The sequence below is a fragment of the Bacteroides xylanisolvens genome (assembly GCF_018289135.1).
Taxonomy (GTDB): Bacteria; Bacteroidota; Bacteroidia; order Bacteroidales; family Bacteroidaceae; genus Bacteroides; species Bacteroides xylanisolvens.
This window is the reverse complement of sequence record NZ_CP072216.1, coordinates 4,080,705-4,099,030: the sequence shown is the minus strand read 5'-3', so window position 1 is coordinate 4,099,030 and position 18,326 is coordinate 4,080,705. Positions and strand designations below refer to the sequence as shown.

Here is an 18,326-nt window from a genome sequence, read left to right as displayed (position 1 = left end):
ACATAGAGAGTATGATTATAGAAATAGCCCCATCACAAATCCAAAATAGTGTTAAACATGAAACAAATCTGTAGAGAAAGGCTTTCGGATGTCAGGTAGGCTGCATGAGGCATAATAAAAGCCAGCAAAGCATTTGAGGATGGCGGTTTCTCATTTCTTCGATAGCGCGATAGACCAGTTTCTGCGCCGCTGTGGGCTGTATGCCCATCACTCTGCCAACCTCTTCATAGCTCAGCCCCTGCGTATAGCGGAGGTATATGGCTTCGCGTTGCCGGGGTGTAAGTGCATTGAGCATTTCCTGTAGGCGTTGAATCTTTTCCATCTGCTCTTTCTCGTCCATAATCAGCTCGAAGCCATTGACTTCAATAGTGAATTCATCTTCGACTTTATCCTCCGTAAACTCCTCCAGAAGTATGTTTCTCCGCTTTTCTATAAGAATACGGTTTTTCAAGCATTTCAGCAAATAGGCTTTGATGTTATCGCTCTCCCACAAACGACAATCATGTTCATAGAGATACAAGAATACATCCTGGACGCAATCCTCCAATTCCTCTTTTCCGATGCCAAAGGCCATGCCATACGAAAACAGGTCGTTTTCGTAAGTTTCGTACAGCCATTTATAGCGGGAACATTTATCACTTTTCATTGATTCGGGGGATTAACGTTTTGATGTGAGTTTGTTTTTGACTCTTAGTGCCAACAGTGTATTTAACATGGGTTCGACGAATAAGCTATCTGCAAACTTGGTAATTAGGAGAATTGCTACAGCTTTATAGCATTGAATTACAATACACTATAACAATAATCGCTATGTTCACCGAGGGCAAAGTTACGGAATTATCTTGTATGGCAGATGACTTCTGCAAGTTTTTTGATGTTGTGAGGCAAAGGCATACACTGAAACCAAGCAAGAAACGACACTAAATGGACAGGTATAAGTTTCCCCAGCAATACCTTTTTTATATGTTTGCAGAAACCAAAAAGTACATATCCATTAAAGTCTTCAAGGGTATAGTTCAAAGGCGAAAATGGCGCAGTAGATTTTTAGTGGGGATACGCATAAATTTTAGCTATTCTGAACAAGAAGAATTTCTTGTCTGCCACTCCATGTAAGTTTGCCCTGAAAAGTTTTATCTTTGAATTGAAAGACTCCGCTGCGGCATTGGATGCCCTGTTTGTGTAGAAGTTCAATAAGTCATCATAGTGTTCATAGAACGTTGTGGCAATGACATTGAATGCCTTTATCCTAGCCTTGCCAACCTTGTCATACCACTTTGCCATGCTGAGCCTCGCAGCATCCTTGAAGGTGTCCTTGGCAAATATCATCCTGAGCGAGTGTGACAGCCCATAGGCTTCCTTTATGTCCGGGTATTCATTGAAAAGTATTTCAGCCCTTTGCTTCTGCCTTTCCGTCCATTTGTCCGATGACTTGAACAGCAGGTACCTGCTCCTGATGGGAAGTTCCTGGCGCGTGTCCCCGTTGTCAAACCGGTATGGCTCATACTTCCGCCCTTCCTGCTTGCATTCCTCCATTTCCTCATTGGCCTGCTGGATGGCGTCCCAGCGATGTGACACGCGTATTTCCTGTACTGCGTCACACGCCAGTTTCTGTATATGGAACCGGTCTATTACCCGGCTGGCATTCGGGAAGGCTGACGAGACGATTTTCCTCATGGAGTCGGACAAATCCAAAGTGACTTCCTCAACGGCATCACGCGCTTCCTCTCCTATTTTCTTTAGAACCCGTATCACATCCTCGGACTTTGTACCGGCAACCACGGCGATGAGACAGCCGTCACGCCCATGGCGGTCACGGTTTGTTACAATGGTGTACAGTTCACCGTTGGACAGGGACGTTTCGTCTATTGCCACATGAGGCCCGATGTTGTCAGGGAACAACATCCATTCGTCAGCATGTGGGAGTTGGTCCCGGTCCCTGAAGCCGCCCAGCTTCTCCTTATACTGTTTCTCGAAAGTACGGTGGTTTATATGGTAGTAGTCCTCAAGCGTACGGCAGGTCACAGGGGATGTTTCCATACGTCTCTTTTAAAAAAGCCCCGAACTCCTTTGAGTAACGGGTTCCTTCACAGACAACGTCGAGGTCAATGGGAAGGCTGAAACTCTTCTTTGTACGAAGATCCATCCACCTGCGGCGGCGTATCACTAGGATGACCTTGTGGTCACGGATTGGGAAGTCCGTAACCTTCACGGCGTCCATGAAGCCCTTTGACTCAAAATTTGAGCTGATATCAGGGCTGCACTTGCATGTTCGTCAAGATGGATGTGAATCTCTGTCGCTGTCTGTCCTATGCTGACAATGGAAAAGTAGTCCAGTATCGCTGATGGAAGCACCATTTGTGCCAATAATTCCAGATGGTTCTTTGTCATGATGCAAAGGTCTGAATTTTATACCTAACTGAAAAATTTATCCCCATTAAAAATCTACTGCGCCCAGATTGCTTATGATTTTATTGTATTTCTTGTAAGTCAGACCAATCTTGATTGTTTTGTACACAAGGTATCTACAAGCCAACGGATGTTTGTAGCCCTCCTTATCAATACCTTCCATATCTTGAAGATAATCCAGTATCTCATTCTCGATTTCTTCGTATTTTGTGTAGAGGCGGCTACGCTTACCAAATAACTCTTTTTCTACCATCCAGTCCTTTGTCCATCTTGTATCCTCATCCGTTCGTGGATTCAATGCTAACCCCACGATTACATGATCTCGATTGATGATTCTAAAAGGGTAACGGTCAATTTCATCAGGATTTCGTTCATCTCTGTAAAAAAGCATGGACAAAATTCTCTCTTTAGCAAGATTGTTCTCTTTGGGAGCATGAATGATACTATTATCTCTCATGGGGTTCAGGACTAAAGGCATTTGATAGCCATCGTTTTTATGAAATAGTCCTGTCAACCAACATCTCAAATAAGGGTAATGGATATAATCTACTTTTGGCTTGATTTTTTTAATACGATCCTCTTGGGTAAACTCTTCCCAGTAGTCATTTGGGTTATAAGCATATAACGAATAATTGCAGACAACAGTGTAGAATAGTTCCGTCAACTTGTGTAAACGACTCGTTTGTCTGGGCAAAAGATCGTTTCCATTGCCATTTCTTGCGTCCAACCACCTTTCAGGTCTTTCTGCTCGATAATGAATGTTGTTGTTCTCCTCTATTTCTTCCTTCCTGTATCCAATAACCTCAACCACTCTTCCCTTTACATCCAGTCTTCGCAATTCTTTATTCTGAATAAACAACACGCTGCCATACACATGCTCAATGTAATGCACATGTTCTGCAGCAGCATATTGTGGCTTTTCTCCCATTAAAGCCGTAGCAATATTGTTCAATACTCTCACCATCATATCAAGGATTGAACTCTTTCCGCTACCATTCTCACCTACGACCGCACTGACGCTAATACTCAAACTATTCGTATCGTAAATCATCGCATCATTTGTGAAGTTACCTGGTATTATGATCTGACTGCCATCGTCATCAACTTCTATATTCTGGTAGAATTTATACCATCTGTCGGTCGTTGATAACGAACGTTGCATTCGTTTTACATAATGAGACTCTCCGCCCAAAGGATTCTCAGGTCGGAGACATCTGAAGGCAATTATTCTGAATTGTGATTTGGGCATATGCGATATAGGGGGTATTGCCTTACTTCCAAAGCGGTTCGTTTTCCCAGCCAGTAGGGAATCCCATTGCTGTCACATCAACATTGGGATGAGCTTGCAACAATGATTTTAATTGCTGCTTGAAATCATTATCTGGATGGGTTGCATCTTGGAGGTATGCAAGACAGCAAAGCTGGGCGTAGAGTTTGGTTGGCAATGTTATGGAAGCATTGATCCAGTAACCTTTCAGCTTTCCAGGGAGCTGCGGTTTCAAAGGGTATCTTCTGTTCCATGTTCGTGAATGATGCGCAAGACAGTTGCGCAGAGCCACGGCACATTTACACCAACTCTCAAGATATTCGTGTTGCGGCAAGTTAAATTCCCTCGCAATTTTCTTCTTGAGTTTAGTGTTCTTTAGGTTGCAGAATATCTTTGACAATGTACCGAAAGAAACCACTTCCAACGTTTTCCATACAGGTGGGATTATCGGATTAGAGTATTTGTCAAAATGCTCTTGGATGAAATCTTCCTTTGAGCGGAAAACTTCTTGCTGGACACGGATTGAGCAGTCAGTAAAGATTTTATTATCGGCAAACAAGCTTCGATCCATTATCCAGAATGAACCGTAAGCCATCGAGAAATGATGAATGAGTTTTGAGCGGAGGGCTATCTCAAAACTTTGTATGGCCGTAAAAAGCAATGCCCTCAGTTTCTTGTCAAAGAAATAAAGATTGACGGCATTATCGAAATGACTGTTGGGCTTGAATATATGGGTAGTTTTGTCCTGTTCCATCGGGCGAAGATAATTCGCCAAACGGAAATAACTCATGATTTTCAACTGCCCTAAAGCATCGTTGTCATCTCTAATGATTAGCCCTCGGTCTTTCAGCATTTGAAGAATCTGGGGATAATCCAACGGTCGTTTTGTATAATCCATAAGTGTATAAAAGCAAAAGTTCCGCCCTGGTACGCATTGAAAAGAGGCGTGGCGGAAATTGTCGATGCAAAGATAATGCTTTTATTTCAATCCTGCAAACATTTTCAGGAAAATTCGTCGAAAAACGGTCGGAAATTTGATTTGATTTGAAACGACAAAACGACAAAAAGGGGTCGCAAGGATTCTCAAAGCCAATAAAAGAGCGTTAAAGACTTCATTCCGAAAGCTTTTCCAATGCCTGTTGCTGTGTATCTCTGATATGCTGCAGCAATATCCCCGGATTGATATGCCTCCGTCCCATCCGCACTGTCAGGTGCAGATGCGGTCCGGTTGATCGTCCCGTACTACCGCAGACCCCCACCACATCCCCCGGTCTCACACAGTCGCCTCTTTTCACGCGGCACTCGGACAAATGACAATAGCTGACTGAGAAGTCCCCATGCCGCACAGTGACATACTTTCCGGACACTTTATCCTGCCCGGTCTTCACCACAATGCCGTGCATCATGGCATAGGTCTCGCAACGGTCAGCCCTCAAATCCAGGCCGTTGTGCTTCTTGCGTTTTTTCGTGAACGGGTCTGTCCTGACACCGAATGGCGACGTGACAAAAATCTCTTTCAGCGGATAAGACACGCTCAGGTAGCTGTCTATCCATTGTTTGCGTATTGAAGCGGTATCGGCCGGTGTTTCTGATGATGCCTCTTTCTCCGTCATTCCCATTGTTTTCCCTGCCGTTCCCTGTGCGACACGCTCAATCCTGTAACGTGCCGTGTGTGGCGTTACCGTGTGGAACTGTGTCGTCACTGCCACGCAGCAGCACAACCCCGTTGTAATCAATAATATCCTTAACATGTTGCAAAGGTAGCAATCCTATATAAGATAGCACCATATTGTATGATGTATTTGGCTTTATAAAATATCATACTCTAACAATCTATAACGCTTGTGTTTATTTGACTTGAGTATGAAAGCAAGTATGATAATTGATACTTATATTAAATATACATAAACCACAACTAAATCATACTCATAGATTACTCATATTCGGAACCGCGCGTATAATTTTGCGGAAACGACAACCCATAAAATTACAAAGATGAAGATCCAGAGATTTCAAAGCGAGGAACTGCCATACGGCATCCTCGAAAGATTCGGGCTGACACAGGAGATGCTCGAAGACCTGCCACAGAAAGCTACCGAGGACATCCTTGACGGCCGTCGCTCTCCGGTGCTCCCCATCCATGTCACTGACGAAAACGGAGAGGAAATCCATGCCCGTACCCGGTTTGCATTCATCCGCATGGAAGATGGCAGTGTGGATGTGGTGTTCTATCCGCAGCTCAAGGCTGGCAGACTTGACCGTTTCACGGAAGAAGAACGCAAGGCATTGCGAGAGCACCGCCCCGTCATCGCTTCTGTCATTACCCCCGAAGGGAGAGAGATACAGGCTTTCCATCAGATAGACCAAGGCACCAACCAGATTATCTACGTGCCTACACCCGTCATCGGCCGCAACCTGGAATATGCCGCCAACGAGATGAAGCTCACCAATGCGGAGCTTACCTGCCTGCAGAAAGGTCTGCCCATCACCGTCATGGACGGTGACGACCTCTATACCATCGGCATCGACCTCAATGAAAAGACAGGCGTGCGCCTCACACGCGGCGACGAAAAGAAATGGCGTGAGGAACAGCGCATCGGTTTCGGAAAATATAATTTCGGTCTGAACGGATGTTGGGTTGCCGACGGAGATGGCAACCTCGACTATGTTCCCGAAGCCTCCTATACCGAAGAGCTGTGGGAAGAGATGCGTAAGCGCAATAACATGCTCTCCATTCCCAAAGAACCGAAGAAAAGGGTACGGAAAGAAAAATCAAAGGTCAAGAGTGTAAAAATTAAATAGTCATTCATATTAAAAAAGAAAGTAACATGAAAACAATTTGTATTTGTGAGAAGCCCTCGGTGGCACGCAGCATTGCCCGGGTCCTGGGCGTAACGGAGAAACAGGAAGGATACTTGAGTGGGAACGGATATGCCGTCACATGAACTTACGGCCATCTGTTGGCATTGGCCCTGCCTCAAGACTACGGCATTGTCCATGTGGAAAAGGAGATGCTGCCTATTATTCCCGACCCGTTCAAACTGGTTGTCCGTCAGATTAAAACCGAAGATGGATACAAGGCTGATCCGACGGCTCTGAAACAATTGGAAGTAATCCGTAAACTGTTGGGTCAGGCTGATCAAGTGATATCCTGTACTGATGCAGGGCGGGAAGGAGAGTTAATTATGAGATATGTGCTTGAATATCTGGGATATCATAAGGAAACCAAACGCTTGTGGATATCTTCCATGACAGAAAAATCGATACGGGAAGGATTTGATAGCCTCAAATCAAGTAAGGAGTTTGACAACCTGTACCGTGCCGCTAAAGCCAGGAGAGAATCAGATTGGGTCGTCGGTATGAATGCCAGCCTGTCTTTGAGCATGGCTGCAGGCAAGAGTAACTATTCTCTGGGAAGAGTACAGACACCGACACTTGGCATGATTTGCCGTCGATATCTGGACAACAGGGATTTTATAGCCAAACCCTATTATCTGCTACAGCTACGGACAACGAAAGCAGGGAAAGAACTCGTCTTAACCTGTACCGGGAAATATGATACACCGGAAAAACTCGATGTGGACCGTAAAAAAGTGTATGAAGAGACGACAGCCAAAGTGGTGCAAGTGGAGAAGAAAGAGGTTCCAGAAGAAGCTCCGCTACTTTATGACCTGACCGCCCTGCAACGAAGTGCCAATACCAAACTCGGACTGACCGCAGAACAGACGCTGAACATTGCTCAAAAATTATATGAAGGAGGCTACATTTCGTATCCCCGTACCGGATGTAGCTATATCACAGAAGACATCTTCGAACAAGTCCCTTCCCTCATCGGCCTGCTTAAGCAACATCCCCGTTTCACATGGCATGCGGAAAACCTCTGTAACCAGCCTTTAAACCGGCACTGTGTGGACGATAGCAAGATGACGGACCATCATGCGTTAATCATTACGGAGAACTATCCCCAGAGGCTTTCCCTTGACGAGCAGAATATCTATTCCATGATCGCGGGACGCATGTTGGAGGCTTTCTCCGGCAAATGCCTGAAAGAAACGGTATCCGTACAAGCGGACTGTAACAGCGTTCTTTTCGGGATAAAAGGAAGCCAAATCAAAGTTCCGGGGTGGAGAGGCATCTATAACGAACCCAGTGAGAAAGAAGAAGGAAGTCTTCTGCCCGAATTTCAGGAAGACGAAATATTGCCCGTGCTCGGTATTGATACATTGGTCAAGAAAACCAAACCGCAGCCCATATTCACTGAGGCAAGCCTGCTTGCTGCGATGGAAGGTTGTGGCAGAACATTGGACGATGAAAAGGAAAAAGAGGCAATGGAGGATTCCGGCTTGGGTACACCGGCTACACGTGCCGGAATCATCGAACTGCTCATTGCCAGACACTACGTGGAAAGAAACGGACGGTCACTGATTCCCACTCCCAAAGGACTGGAAGTATATGATATTGTAAAAGAGAAGATGATCGCCAACGTGAGCATGACCGGAGGGTGGGAATGCGCCTTGCATGAAATCGAAACCGGCAAAGTTTCCACGGAAACATTTACTCAGAGCATCAATTCCTATACCCAACAAATCACCTCGGAACTGCTTGCCCTGAAACTTAACCATCCGGACTTGCCACATTGTAACTGCCCCAAATGCGGAGCAGAAACGATTATCGTCTTTAACAAGGTCGCCAAATGCAGCGATCCCAATTGTGGGTTCCTGTTATTTAGAACGTTCAACGGCAGGGAACTGACGGATAATCAGATGCTCCTGCTGCTATCGGGGAAACGTACCGGATATCTGAAGTTTACCAGCAAGAAAGGAAAGAAGTATGAGGCATCACTCGAGCTGGATGACAATTACAGGATTGAGATGACTTTCAAGGATAATAAACCTAAAAAATAAAGAAGCGACTTATGAAAAAAGAAATGGAAGAGATACCGGATGAACTGAATCCGGACTTAATGCTGAATACGATTGCTTCCGAACTGCTGATCAAGATAGCCAAAGGGGAGATTGATATCCAGAAGCTGGTCAGGAAACAACTCTCGGACAGGGGAATCGATGACCAACGGAACTGGATAGGACCGGACAAGGCAAGAAAATATTGGGAGAAATATAAGATGCCTGTCTAAACCAAGTCAGTCAGGATAAGAAGATAATTGCAGGTTATTCAATCCGTTTGTAGGCCAGCCTGCAAATACCGGATCTGAAACATTTGTTCCCGGTCATTTCCCATGAGGAAGGACCGGGAATTTCTGTAAACAGACGTATGCCGTCCCCTTGGATATACGGTGCGACAAAAAGGATGATTTCATCCACCAACCAGTATCTGAACATGCTGCTTATAACGGAAATTGTATCCGGAGCCGCTTCTATGAAATAAATACCTTCATTTTTCTTTTTCCATTGTGTCAATGAGATGAAAGATACATCCGGCCCGAGAGTCTGTGTAGCACGTTCCCGTATTTTGGTGAGGCCATATTTGTTCGGATTATCCCACAAAGGGGAAGAAACAGTCCTGTCGAAGAGGTATCCGTCAAGAGTAGTGATTGCAAGTAATTGGAGTTTTGCCATAAGTATAATATTTAACCTATAAATATTATTCGGCAGAAGTATTTGAGAAAGCGTGGCCTTACCCAACTCCAAGACGGAGGTTCTGGTAAACCTATGAATAGTAGCTGTGTAAGCCACGCTATGACAAAGCATAGCATAAGCAATACACAAAAAGCCTCTATTCATTGAAATTTACCAGATTTATAAAGTATAAATTATGGAGGAAAACAAAAGTCAATCAAATGAAAATAAATATGCTGTATAATAAGCAATTAAGCTATATCTGCATCTTCTCTTGTTTTACTTGATTATTGTTGCTTGGCTCTTTTTCGGTACATTTTTGTTTCTTATTTGTTCCTTAATTCGGATTATTCTTTCTACCTTTGTGGCAGAAATAACGAGTAAAGCAAGGAGGAATTATGCCACGAGTAAAGAAGCCCGCAAAAGTCAAAGAACCTATCCGTCTTCGGATGAAAGAGTTGGCCAATGGAAACAAAAGCCTGTATCTGGATATATACCGCGACGGCAAACGGACGTATGAATATCTGAAGATGTATCTTATTCCAGAAACGGATCACAATGCCCGTAGACAGAACGAAACGACAATGGCTGCCGCCAATGCTATCAAGTCGAAGCGCATTATCCAACTGACCAACGGAGAAGCGGGTATCGAAACCCGTGAAAAGGTTTTTCTTCTGGACTGGATGGAAACCTACAAAGAGAATCAGGCAAAGCGAGGAAAAAAAGATGGAAACCAAATCCAAGTTACTATCCGCATACTGAAAGATTATGCCGGAGAACGTATGACAATGGATCAAATTGACAAGGCGTTCTGCCAAGAGTATATCGACTACTTGCTGACGGAGTATCGCCCCAAAGGGAAACGGGTATCTAACTTTACGCTTCACACCTACTACCGTATCTTGAACGGAGCTTTGAATGCAGCCGTACGAGCGGAAATTATAAAAGTCAATCCTTTTACCAAAATCAACAATTCGGATAAAATCCGTCTGCCGGAAAGTAAGCGGTCTTATATGACCATAGAAGAGGTTCGGGCATTGATTGGTACTCCGATGAAAAACGAAGCCGTAAAACAGGCTTATTTGTTCTCCTGCTTCTGCGGACTGCGGATAAGCGATATTATCAGTTTGAAGTGGAAAGACGTGTTTGTCGATAGAGGACAATACCGTTTGGCCGTATCCATGCAAAAGACCAAAGAGCCGATTTATCTACCTCTTTCCCCTGAAGCGTTGAAGTGGATGCCGGAACGTGGAGAGAAGACATCGGAAGATCATGTATTCGATTTGCCGAGCCCAACGATGATAAACACGCTTCTCAAACCTTGGGCGAAAGCGGCTGGAATAGATAAGCGGTTTTCGTTCCACACCAGTCGGCACACGTTTGCGACGATGATGCTGACGCTCGGTGCAGACCTCTACACGACCTCGAAATTACTCGGCCATGCAGATGTCAAGATGACGCAGGTGTATGCCAAAATCATCAACCAGAAAAAGGATGATGCGGTCAATTTAGTAAACGGATTGTTCGACTAAAGCAGCTGCCGAATTTTAGGGTTGCCCGATGTTTTTTGCTGGTGCAGTTTATTCCCGCGCGGGCATATATAATTCTGTTTAGTTTAGTATTTCTCTATATATAGGGCAAGAAAACTAAAGTAAACCGTTTCGTAAAAACAACTGAAAAGAAAGCGCATAGGTGTATAACGATAGCGAAGTTTATAAAACTTCCAAATCAAATATATACTTTCATATTGACAAAAAACACCGCTGAAGCACAATGCCAGCGGTATTCTTTTTAATCCCCCTTTTTATGAATATGGGGCTTAAGAGACGGCGTATTCCCTGGTGTCTGCTTGTTGTCTCTTTGACGTCTGTCTGGTTTCCCTGTGGATTTTGCAATCCTTTTTGGTCCTGGCTTAATTCCCATGTCTATTAATTTTAAGTTTAAAAAATAAGGACAATAAAAATGCCAATCATGTATTTGGCACAAAATAGCCATATTTATGGCATAATAGTGTCATTTTGGCAGATTATTTGTGATCTTTTTTAGAATTACATTGGACAATCTTACAATTTCTGCTTGCAGATTGTATGGCAATCCTCCCGACGCAGTAAGGCGGTTGGGGTATTAGGCTCCCCCGAAATAAATTTCGTGGCACATGGATAAGTTCATGTAGTATTATATAATGGCAAAATAAAATCAGCCCCAAGACACTTGGGACTGACCTCTTTCGCATACAGAAGTCTGATAATGAGCATCAATAATTAAGTATAATATAAGATGCTTACTCTGAGGCTATGTCTATGGCGAAATAATTAGCAGACATATTATTTGATTCCTTAATTTCTAATGTTGTTGAACTTTGGAACATATTTTCATGTGATTGAAAGCTTGTGTTTTCAATTTCTTTGTATTGGTTTGCCGGGAAGTCTGCATTATTAATTGCATCTATAAACTTCTCGGAGAACCCCGCCTCTTTTAATGTACTATTTAACGATTTCATCTTCTTTGAGGAGTTAATGGAATATTAATGGGAGCTGCATTTCTTATGACACAATAGTTGTTGGAAACAAATATTTTAACAATTCCTGTATTTTCAAATATCCAATAAAACATTGCCCACATTCGTCGCATAGCTTTATCCAGCCCATCAATTGACTCTGAATGGGTAATTTTAAGTTTACAGACATTCCAAGCAACATCCCTATTAATAGCATGACCATGGCTTTTCCAGTTGCTATGACTACATAAAAGATTAGCTATTTCATTAGCTCTTTTTATTTTTTCATCGTTTGTAACAGGTGTATTTGTTGAAGAATGAGTATTCCATGCTTTGAACTTGAATTTAACAAGAAAGTCTTTAACCATATCGATTGAATACTTGCTTGCACTTTGCGCTAATCCAATATCTCGCGCATCCATATTTCTCAGTAACTGAATATCCGTCCAATCCGGTTGCTGATTTTGTTTGAGTTTTTCTTCTCCTCTAATACGAATTCCTTCTAATGCTACCAATATTGACTGTGCAGGAATAAATCGACCTTCCTTATTCGGAATTTGAGGATCTATAGGACCAAATTTTGATTGAGCAGACATGATAATTTCATCTCCTGACATAATTAAGATTGTACCTGCACTCATCGCCATATTTAGAACGATAAAATTCACTTTTTCAAAGCGAGGTCGTTGTACGTTAACAAAACTATTGACCTGATTTGCAGACCCTCCAGGAGTAACCAATACTATATCTATTTCTTTTGCATCAGCAGGAACCGACGATATCATCTCATTAAAAGGAAGATCATCTGTTCCATCGATTGAATTGTTTATATTGCCTTGAACTACATTTGTAACATAACATACAACAGGATTATTTCTAACAGCATATATTTCAGATATACTACGTCTGATTTCTCTGAGAACATCCAAATTATTGTATTGATAACCAAGCAGACTCTCAAATTCTCTGCCGTCTTGCATTACATCTAATAACGAATTAGATATTTTTATACCTATTGGATTCATGAGTTTATTATGATAATCGATTTATTTCTAATTTGATTTGTTCTATTACTTCTTTATTGGCTATTTCTCCATCCAAACTAAATACTATAAATACATTTCCGCCATATTGCTCTTTGAATGATTCGAAACTCGCTTTCATCCGTTCCGTTAGAGAATAACTTCCGAAATTGGCACTTGCAGTTATCGGCTTGATTTGTATGCCTATCGCTTTATCTCCGACTTTTGCAATATAGTCGATATCTCCGGCATGATCCAATTCAGGATCGCTTTCTTCAAAAGTTATGTCGGAAAATATTTTGGCTAAACCATCATTGATAACGGACTTTTCTCGTAAATAACCGTCGTAAGTACGATTTATGGTAAGATTATAAATATAATCGATACAATCTTGTTCAGTCAACTCTCGAAAAGCGGATTCCCATTCGGGTATAACGACTTCTGTAATTTTAGCATATAGCCGTTCTCCTAATTCTTTCAAACTTTCTACCGTTATTTTTGTCGGGTTCTTACCTGCTGTATGGGCGTTATCGAAATACCATGATTGCCACTCTTCGAAAGAGGATGGTTGGCAATCACGTATAAGAGCCATAACTGCACCGACTTTATTAGGACGGGATAATTGATAAGTTTGGCAAGCATAGTTCAGAACTCGTTCCTTTTTCCCGAAATTCATTGAATATCTATCCATAACATTATAGGGTTATCAGTTTCTCGAATTTGTTTTTATATTTGAAATCAAAAGAATAGTCCACGTCTGCCAAACCATTTTTCAGCATATGTGCATTTATAAAAGTCTTGTTATCCAAGTATAAGTAACACAACAACAAGTCTTTATCATCATACTTTATGGCATCGTAACGCAAAAAGACCTTCCTGCCTTTTGTCTTTTCCACAAGAAATTTTGTCGCATTACCATTGACAGACGGCTTTTCTTTGATTCCGAGCAGTCGTATGGTAAGTCCATTGTTCAATACAATAGTATTTGGTGACAAGATCGTTTTTACAGAAAAATACTCTTCCCGTTCTTTCTTGTCTTTATCTATCCGTGAACCGAATTGCAATTTCTTAATCTCGATTTTGCTTTCCATTTTGTGCGGGTCACTGAATATATAAGGCAAAGTTTTCATCTTTTCGTCAATGTCGAAAACAGATATATCGTTGCTGTATCTATATTCTACATTGCCGAACGAAAAGGATGAAGCGACCTTTTCCTCATAGTATTTTTTATAATCGGGATTTATTTCATACCCGATAGAATTACGTTGCAGATTACGCGCTGCCAAAGCCGTAGTTCCGCTACCCATGAATGGATCGAATACCGTTTCTCCAGCAAAAGAGAACATTTTGATTAAACGGTGCGGCAATTCTTCAGGAAAGACAGCAATATGCCCATCTTGTTTTGCTCCGCCAAAATTCCAATGGGAGGCGAAAAAGGTATTCCACTCCTCTTTCGTCATTGCCGAACATTTTTTTTGTTCGGCAGTGGGAACTGGTGCTTTGCCTTGCTTTTTGAATATCAGAATGAATTCATAATCGATTTTCAGAATACCGTTCCGAGGATATGGGAAACTTCCCATAACCGCTCCTCCACCGGTCGTGTTCATTGTGGTCTGCTTTTGCCATATAATCGCTCCCATATAATCCATTCCGAGCGACTCGCAAAAACGAATGATTTCTGTTCTTATAGGTATTACTTTATAGCGTCCGTAATAAACGGAGCGAGCGAATTGATCCCCGATATTTACACACAAACGGCAACCGTCATGCAATATACGATTGCATTCCGACCATACGGTGTTCAAATTATTGATATAACTCTCGTAACTATCATGGAATCCGATTTGACTATCGGTTCCATAATCTTTTAATTGCCAATACGGTGGCGATGTAATTATCAAATGAACGGATTTATCCGGTATCAAAGATAGATTCCGACTATCACCATTAATAAGCGTATGCGTTGTTTTTATTTCCATATTCTATCATCCACTATTATTTTCAAAGCTTTATCAGCAATGTTTTTATCTTCTCCTATAACTGCGTTTACTCTATCTGCAATCCAAAGGCTTAGTAATTCATCTCGCTCAATATTCAATATAGAGGAAAGATGAATTACTTGTTCTCTTTTAGCGAATCGATCTCCACGTTCGATTCGGCTATACATAGGTATATCTATGTTTAGAGCTATTGCTAATTCTTTTTGTAGCAATCCATTTTTAATTCGAGCCTCTTTTATTCTTTGAGCAAATAGCATTTTATGTTTCGTTATTTGTCATTCTTTGACAAATGTACTGCTTTTATTTGATTCGTGCATAATAAAAAACCTCTGTTTTTAACGATCTCACGATTTTTTATTGAATGACACAATCTTATGTCGAAATTGATATTGCAGCCAAAAGAGAAAAATACGATGTTGTTTCGTATTCTTTTTAACTGCGCTGTTATGTGAAGAAAGTGCAAGAAGAGGTGAAAATTCGGTTTAGTTTAGTACATTAGCCTATATATATGCTAAACAAAGTAAACTAAATTTAGGTAGGCATATTTGCCTTTCCATATGCCTATGACTTGATGGAAATGCTTACCTTTGCGGATAATAAAAATTCCGGCGAATGTAATCTGAAGATATACTTTTGCTCATTTTCTCTTTTGGCTGCAACAATTCATCGATGCGCTTCAACAATATATTCTCAGAAGAGCGACTGGTTGTCGGGGAAAATGGCTTAAAAAACATTTTAGTACAACCAAGTGCAAAGGATGAAACTAAGTGAAATGTGAAAAGCGAAGAATCGCTTAAATTATTGATTTTGTTCCTGTCTTGTTTCTTTGATAAGACACATGAAATTATATTGTATTGATATACAACGTATAACATATATGTCTTACAACATTTACCAGATTTCCGTCTTGAGACATTCTGCGAATGTTATGTCTATATCTAATTGGAAGGCTATTGCCTGCCATTTAAATCTATATTTCGTTCCAAAGATACTCATATTTCTGATTTCTCCGAAGAAATCCATATCATAAAGAAATGTGGCAGGGCAAAAAAGGAAAAAAGATGAAAGAGTTACCATTTGTATAAGGGATGTCGGATTTCACGACTCCCCCGTTAAATAAAAAGTATAAGAAAAGCTACGCTGACAAAAAATGACTATTAATGACTATTAACGACACTGGAAACTAAACGATTGATTTATAGTAATATTCCCTTTATCTTGCACCCAATTTCATTATTCACAATTTAATTTATAAATCATGGAACTGACAATTATCGAAACAAGTGCTTATCAGGACTTGAAGAAACAACTAAGTATGCTGTCCGTGCAAATGATGGACTTTCAAAAGAAAATAGCCCCCGTAACACCGGACAAGTGACTGGATGCGCAGGATGTGTGCCTGGCTCTCAATATTTCCAAAAGGGCACTGCAGACTTACCGGGATAACGGGCTGATTCCTTATTCTAATATCGGTGGAAAATTCTTTTATAAAGAAGTGGACATCCAGCAAATTCTGGAGGAAGGACTAATCAAAAAAAGAAAATAAAGAGTATGGCAGACATTATCACTAAAGATTCGGAAGAGTTCAAGGAACTTACCGGATGGATCAAACGGACAGGAAAAAATCTGGAGGCTGCTGCGGCACGGATACGTCCGACGATTGCAGACGAACATTATCTGAGTGGAGATGAGGTATGCCGGATGCTTCATGTTTCCAAGCGTACATTACAAACACTACGGGATGAAAAGGCAATACCTTATACCTCAATTACCTCTGTCGGGGGTAAACTGCTCTATCCGGAAAGCGGGCTATACGAGGTACTAAAAAAGAACTATAAAGATTTCAGGCGTTACTTGAAATAAGCAACCTGCCTGAATACGAAAAACACCCTTCAACATTTGCTGAAGGGTGTTTTTTCATACTTATTCTAATTGGCCAAGCGATACACGGAACCAATCTTGTCGCACATCCTATCCGTATCTTCCCCAACCTTCGGATTGATCAGTTCAGCATAGACTTGTGTGGAAAGAATCGATTTGTGTCCTAATACTTTTTGCAAAGTTTCTAACGGCATGCCTTTCAATATAGCCAAAACTGCAAAGGTATGTCTCCCGATATGAGGGGTGATATTTACATTACAATCACACTTTTTCCCTAAAACCTTAAAACTACTTTTCATGGTTTCATAATCACCGACGGGGAAAACGCAATCAGGAGAATCTTTCTTTTTGTTATCACCCTTATACTTTTCTACAAGTTCAATTGCTATAGGTAATAATTTCACGACGTATGCTACGCCTGTTTTTATACGGTTTCCCATGAGCCATGTGCCACCATCAGAATCTGTATGGATATTCTTATAAGTAATTGCTTTCAGATCTGCGAAGGCGAGGCCTGTGAAGCACATGAAAAGTAGCATGTCACGCATAGCCTGCTGACGTTTATACCTCAATTCTACATGTATAAGCCTCTGCAGTTCTTCTTCAGAGAGAAATGAACGTCTTTTATATCCCGGCTTACATCCAAAACCCGTGAAGGGATGAACTTTTATTAAACCTTTCTCTTGAGCGATATGCATTAGCCATTTCATGGTATTAACACGTCCGAATGCTGTAGAACTGGCCGAGCCGCATGTGCCCAACATCCAATTATAATAGTCTTCAATAAAATCTTTGTCAAGTTCATCAAGTGCAATGTCCTCAACATTCTTTTTGTCTTTCAAAAAAAGCAATGCGCTCTTATAATCGGCTACTAAACCAAGATAGGTGCTTTTTGCCTTTTCCTTGCCTACTTTCTCCTTGTATGACTCAAGCTGTTCCCTGAAAAGCTCCATAAGGGTGTGGGAATCTTCTTTAAAACCGACATAGCGGCTATAGACTTTCTTGGCTGTGACAAAACTGTCATGATCGCATATGTATTGGTAATGCTTGGCAATTTGGGCTTTGGCATTATCAAGTTCCTGGTTTAACATTCTAGCTTCTTCGGATTTCCCTTTAGCCCTATTAGCTTTGGCGTCCCATAAAGAAATAGACACCTCCTTCTTACAGCTAAAGCAAGCTGTGGTCTTGTTGATGGTAATACGTCCCATTACAGGTACTTTACCATTCTTAATCGATTGATTTTTAGTGTAAAACAACACTCTGAATGTACTTCTCATAACTCAACTTTTTTAGTTACAAATTTAATTACTGTTGAGGTATTTGAAGTTATGAAGAATAATGCAATATATTGAAAACTAATGCCTTATATCCGATTAGTAGGCAAATTGGAAGAGGTAACAGATAAGTAACATAACTCACTCCCAAATATGCTCTATTTAGCTTTATTCACCACATCCGATTAAAACATTAGTTTTATAACTATTTGAATTTTAATAGGTTTGCACTATATTTGCGCATCTTGAAAAAACACTTTGTTTCTCGGTGAGAAACAAATGGTTTCATGGCATGAAACAAATCACGGCTTGTGGGGTGACGCCCAGTATGCTGTGGGATGACTGAAGATGACCTTTAAGCAAACTTGAGGTGTATTTATAATGAAAGCTGGAGTAAGGGATT

At 41.4% G+C, this 18,326-nt stretch carries 18 protein-coding genes and 1 pseudogene; 6 read left to right on the top strand and 13 right to left on the bottom strand.

The window, feature by feature from the left end:
- Positions 1-91 precede the first annotated feature (91 nt).
- From INE92_RS17405 to INE92_RS17385, 6 genes and pseudogenes are all read right to left on the bottom strand, one after another.
- On the bottom strand, positions 92-646 hold the full coding sequence (locus INE92_RS17405; RefSeq protein WP_195436745.1) for an RNA polymerase sigma factor: 555 nt from the start codon (positions 644-646) through the stop codon (positions 92-94).
- 398 nt (positions 647-1,044) lie between these two features.
- On the bottom strand, positions 1,045-2,037 hold the full coding sequence (locus INE92_RS17400) for an ISAon1 family transposase (protein ID WP_195436744.1): 993 nt from the start codon (positions 2,035-2,037) through the stop codon (positions 1,045-1,047).
- Positions 2,003-2,388, bottom strand: a pseudogene (locus INE92_RS27280) (ISAon1 family transposase N-terminal region protein). The gene INE92_RS17400 and the pseudogene INE92_RS27280 overlap by 35 nt, the downstream one beginning before the upstream one ends.
- Positions 2,389-2,434: 46 nt before the next feature.
- Positions 2,435-3,568 carry a P-loop NTPase family protein gene (locus INE92_RS17395; RefSeq protein ID WP_195436743.1) on the bottom strand — a complete coding sequence of 378 codons (1,134 nt, stop codon included), beginning with the start codon at positions 3,566-3,568 and terminating at the stop codon, positions 2,435-2,437.
- Between the two features lie 109 nt (positions 3,569-3,677).
- Positions 3,678-4,571 carry an Abi family protein gene (locus INE92_RS17390; protein ID WP_195436742.1) on the bottom strand — a complete coding sequence of 298 codons (894 nt, stop codon included), beginning with the start codon at positions 4,569-4,571 and terminating at the stop codon, positions 3,678-3,680.
- Positions 4,572-4,785: 214 nt separating this feature from the next.
- Positions 4,786-5,424 (bottom strand): M23 family metallopeptidase, encoded by a 639-nt coding sequence (locus tag INE92_RS17385; protein WP_195436741.1) that lies wholly within the window; start codon positions 5,422-5,424, stop codon positions 4,786-4,788.
- A 244-nt stretch (positions 5,425-5,668) separates the two neighbouring features.
- On the opposite strand from INE92_RS17385, the gene INE92_RS17380 reads away from it, so the two are divergent.
- From INE92_RS17380 to INE92_RS17370, 3 genes are all read left to right on the top strand, one after another.
- Positions 5,669-6,475, top strand: a complete 807-nt coding sequence (locus INE92_RS17380; RefSeq protein WP_203462413.1) for a DUF4099 domain-containing protein — start codon at positions 5,669-5,671, stop codon at positions 6,473-6,475.
- A gap of 209 nt (positions 6,476-6,684) precedes the next feature.
- The gene (locus INE92_RS17375) at positions 6,685-8,577 is read left to right on the top strand and encodes a type IA DNA topoisomerase (protein WP_212702070.1); all 1,893 of its coding nucleotides are present in this window, start codon (positions 6,685-6,687) and stop codon (positions 8,575-8,577) included.
- A gap of 11 nt (positions 8,578-8,588) precedes the next feature.
- Positions 8,589-8,807 carry a hypothetical protein gene (locus INE92_RS17370; RefSeq protein ID WP_004318621.1) on the top strand — a complete coding sequence of 73 codons (219 nt, stop codon included), beginning with the start codon at positions 8,589-8,591 and terminating at the stop codon, positions 8,805-8,807.
- Positions 8,808-8,841: 34 nt separating this feature from the next.
- Here the strand turns inward: INE92_RS17370 and INE92_RS17365 are convergent, their stop codons facing one another.
- The gene (locus INE92_RS17365) at positions 8,842-9,249 is read right to left on the bottom strand and encodes a deaminase (RefSeq protein ID WP_004311882.1); all 408 of its coding nucleotides are present in this window, start codon (positions 9,247-9,249) and stop codon (positions 8,842-8,844) included.
- Positions 9,250-9,647: 398 nt separating this feature from the next.
- On the opposite strand from INE92_RS17365, the gene INE92_RS17360 reads away from it, so the two are divergent.
- Positions 9,648-10,781 (top strand): site-specific integrase, encoded by a 1,134-nt coding sequence (locus tag INE92_RS17360; RefSeq protein ID WP_022063873.1) that lies wholly within the window; start codon positions 9,648-9,650, stop codon positions 10,779-10,781.
- Between the two features lie 749 nt (positions 10,782-11,530).
- Here INE92_RS17360 and INE92_RS17355 read toward each other — a convergent pair.
- The 5 genes from INE92_RS17355 to INE92_RS17335 are packed head-to-tail and all read right to left on the bottom strand — an operon-like array spanning position 11,531 to position 15,025.
- Positions 11,531-11,749 (bottom strand): hypothetical protein, encoded by a 219-nt coding sequence (locus tag INE92_RS17355; RefSeq protein ID WP_211421203.1) that lies wholly within the window; start codon positions 11,747-11,749, stop codon positions 11,531-11,533.
- A complete protein-coding gene (locus INE92_RS17350) occupies positions 11,746-12,771 on the bottom strand; it encodes an SDH family Clp fold serine proteinase (protein ID WP_211421202.1) in 1,026 nt (341 codons plus the stop codon). The genes INE92_RS17355 and INE92_RS17350 overlap by 4 nt, the downstream gene beginning before the upstream one ends.
- A 7-nt stretch (positions 12,772-12,778) precedes the next feature.
- A complete protein-coding gene (locus INE92_RS17345) occupies positions 12,779-13,459 on the bottom strand; it encodes an MjaI family restriction endonuclease (RefSeq protein WP_233476885.1) in 681 nt (226 codons plus the stop codon).
- Between the two features lie 4 nt (positions 13,460-13,463).
- Entirely contained in the window at positions 13,464-14,747 is a 1,284-nt protein-coding gene (locus INE92_RS17340) for a DNA methyltransferase (RefSeq protein ID WP_211421201.1), read from the bottom strand.
- On the bottom strand, positions 14,738-15,025 hold the full coding sequence (locus INE92_RS17335) for a helix-turn-helix domain-containing protein (protein ID WP_233476884.1): 288 nt from the start codon (positions 15,023-15,025) through the stop codon (positions 14,738-14,740). Before INE92_RS17335 ends, INE92_RS17340 begins: the two co-directional genes overlap by 10 nt.
- Before the next feature lie 1,121 nt (positions 15,026-16,146).
- Here INE92_RS17335 and INE92_RS17330 point away from each other — a divergent pair.
- Both INE92_RS17330 and INE92_RS17325 read left to right on the top strand, forming a co-directional pair.
- Positions 16,147-16,314 carry a helix-turn-helix domain-containing protein gene (locus INE92_RS17330; RefSeq protein WP_008771129.1) on the top strand — a complete coding sequence of 56 codons (168 nt, stop codon included), beginning with the start codon at positions 16,147-16,149 and terminating at the stop codon, positions 16,312-16,314.
- Between the two features lie 5 nt (positions 16,315-16,319).
- Positions 16,320-16,631 carry a helix-turn-helix domain-containing protein gene (locus INE92_RS17325; RefSeq protein WP_004311879.1) on the top strand — a complete coding sequence of 104 codons (312 nt, stop codon included), beginning with the start codon at positions 16,320-16,322 and terminating at the stop codon, positions 16,629-16,631.
- Between the two features lie 65 nt (positions 16,632-16,696).
- On the opposite strand, the gene INE92_RS17320 is transcribed toward INE92_RS17325, so the two are convergent.
- Positions 16,697-17,926, bottom strand: coding sequence for a site-specific integrase (locus INE92_RS17320; RefSeq protein WP_004311878.1), 1,230 nt, complete (start codon positions 17,924-17,926; stop codon positions 16,697-16,699).
- Positions 17,927-18,326 lie beyond the last annotated feature (400 nt).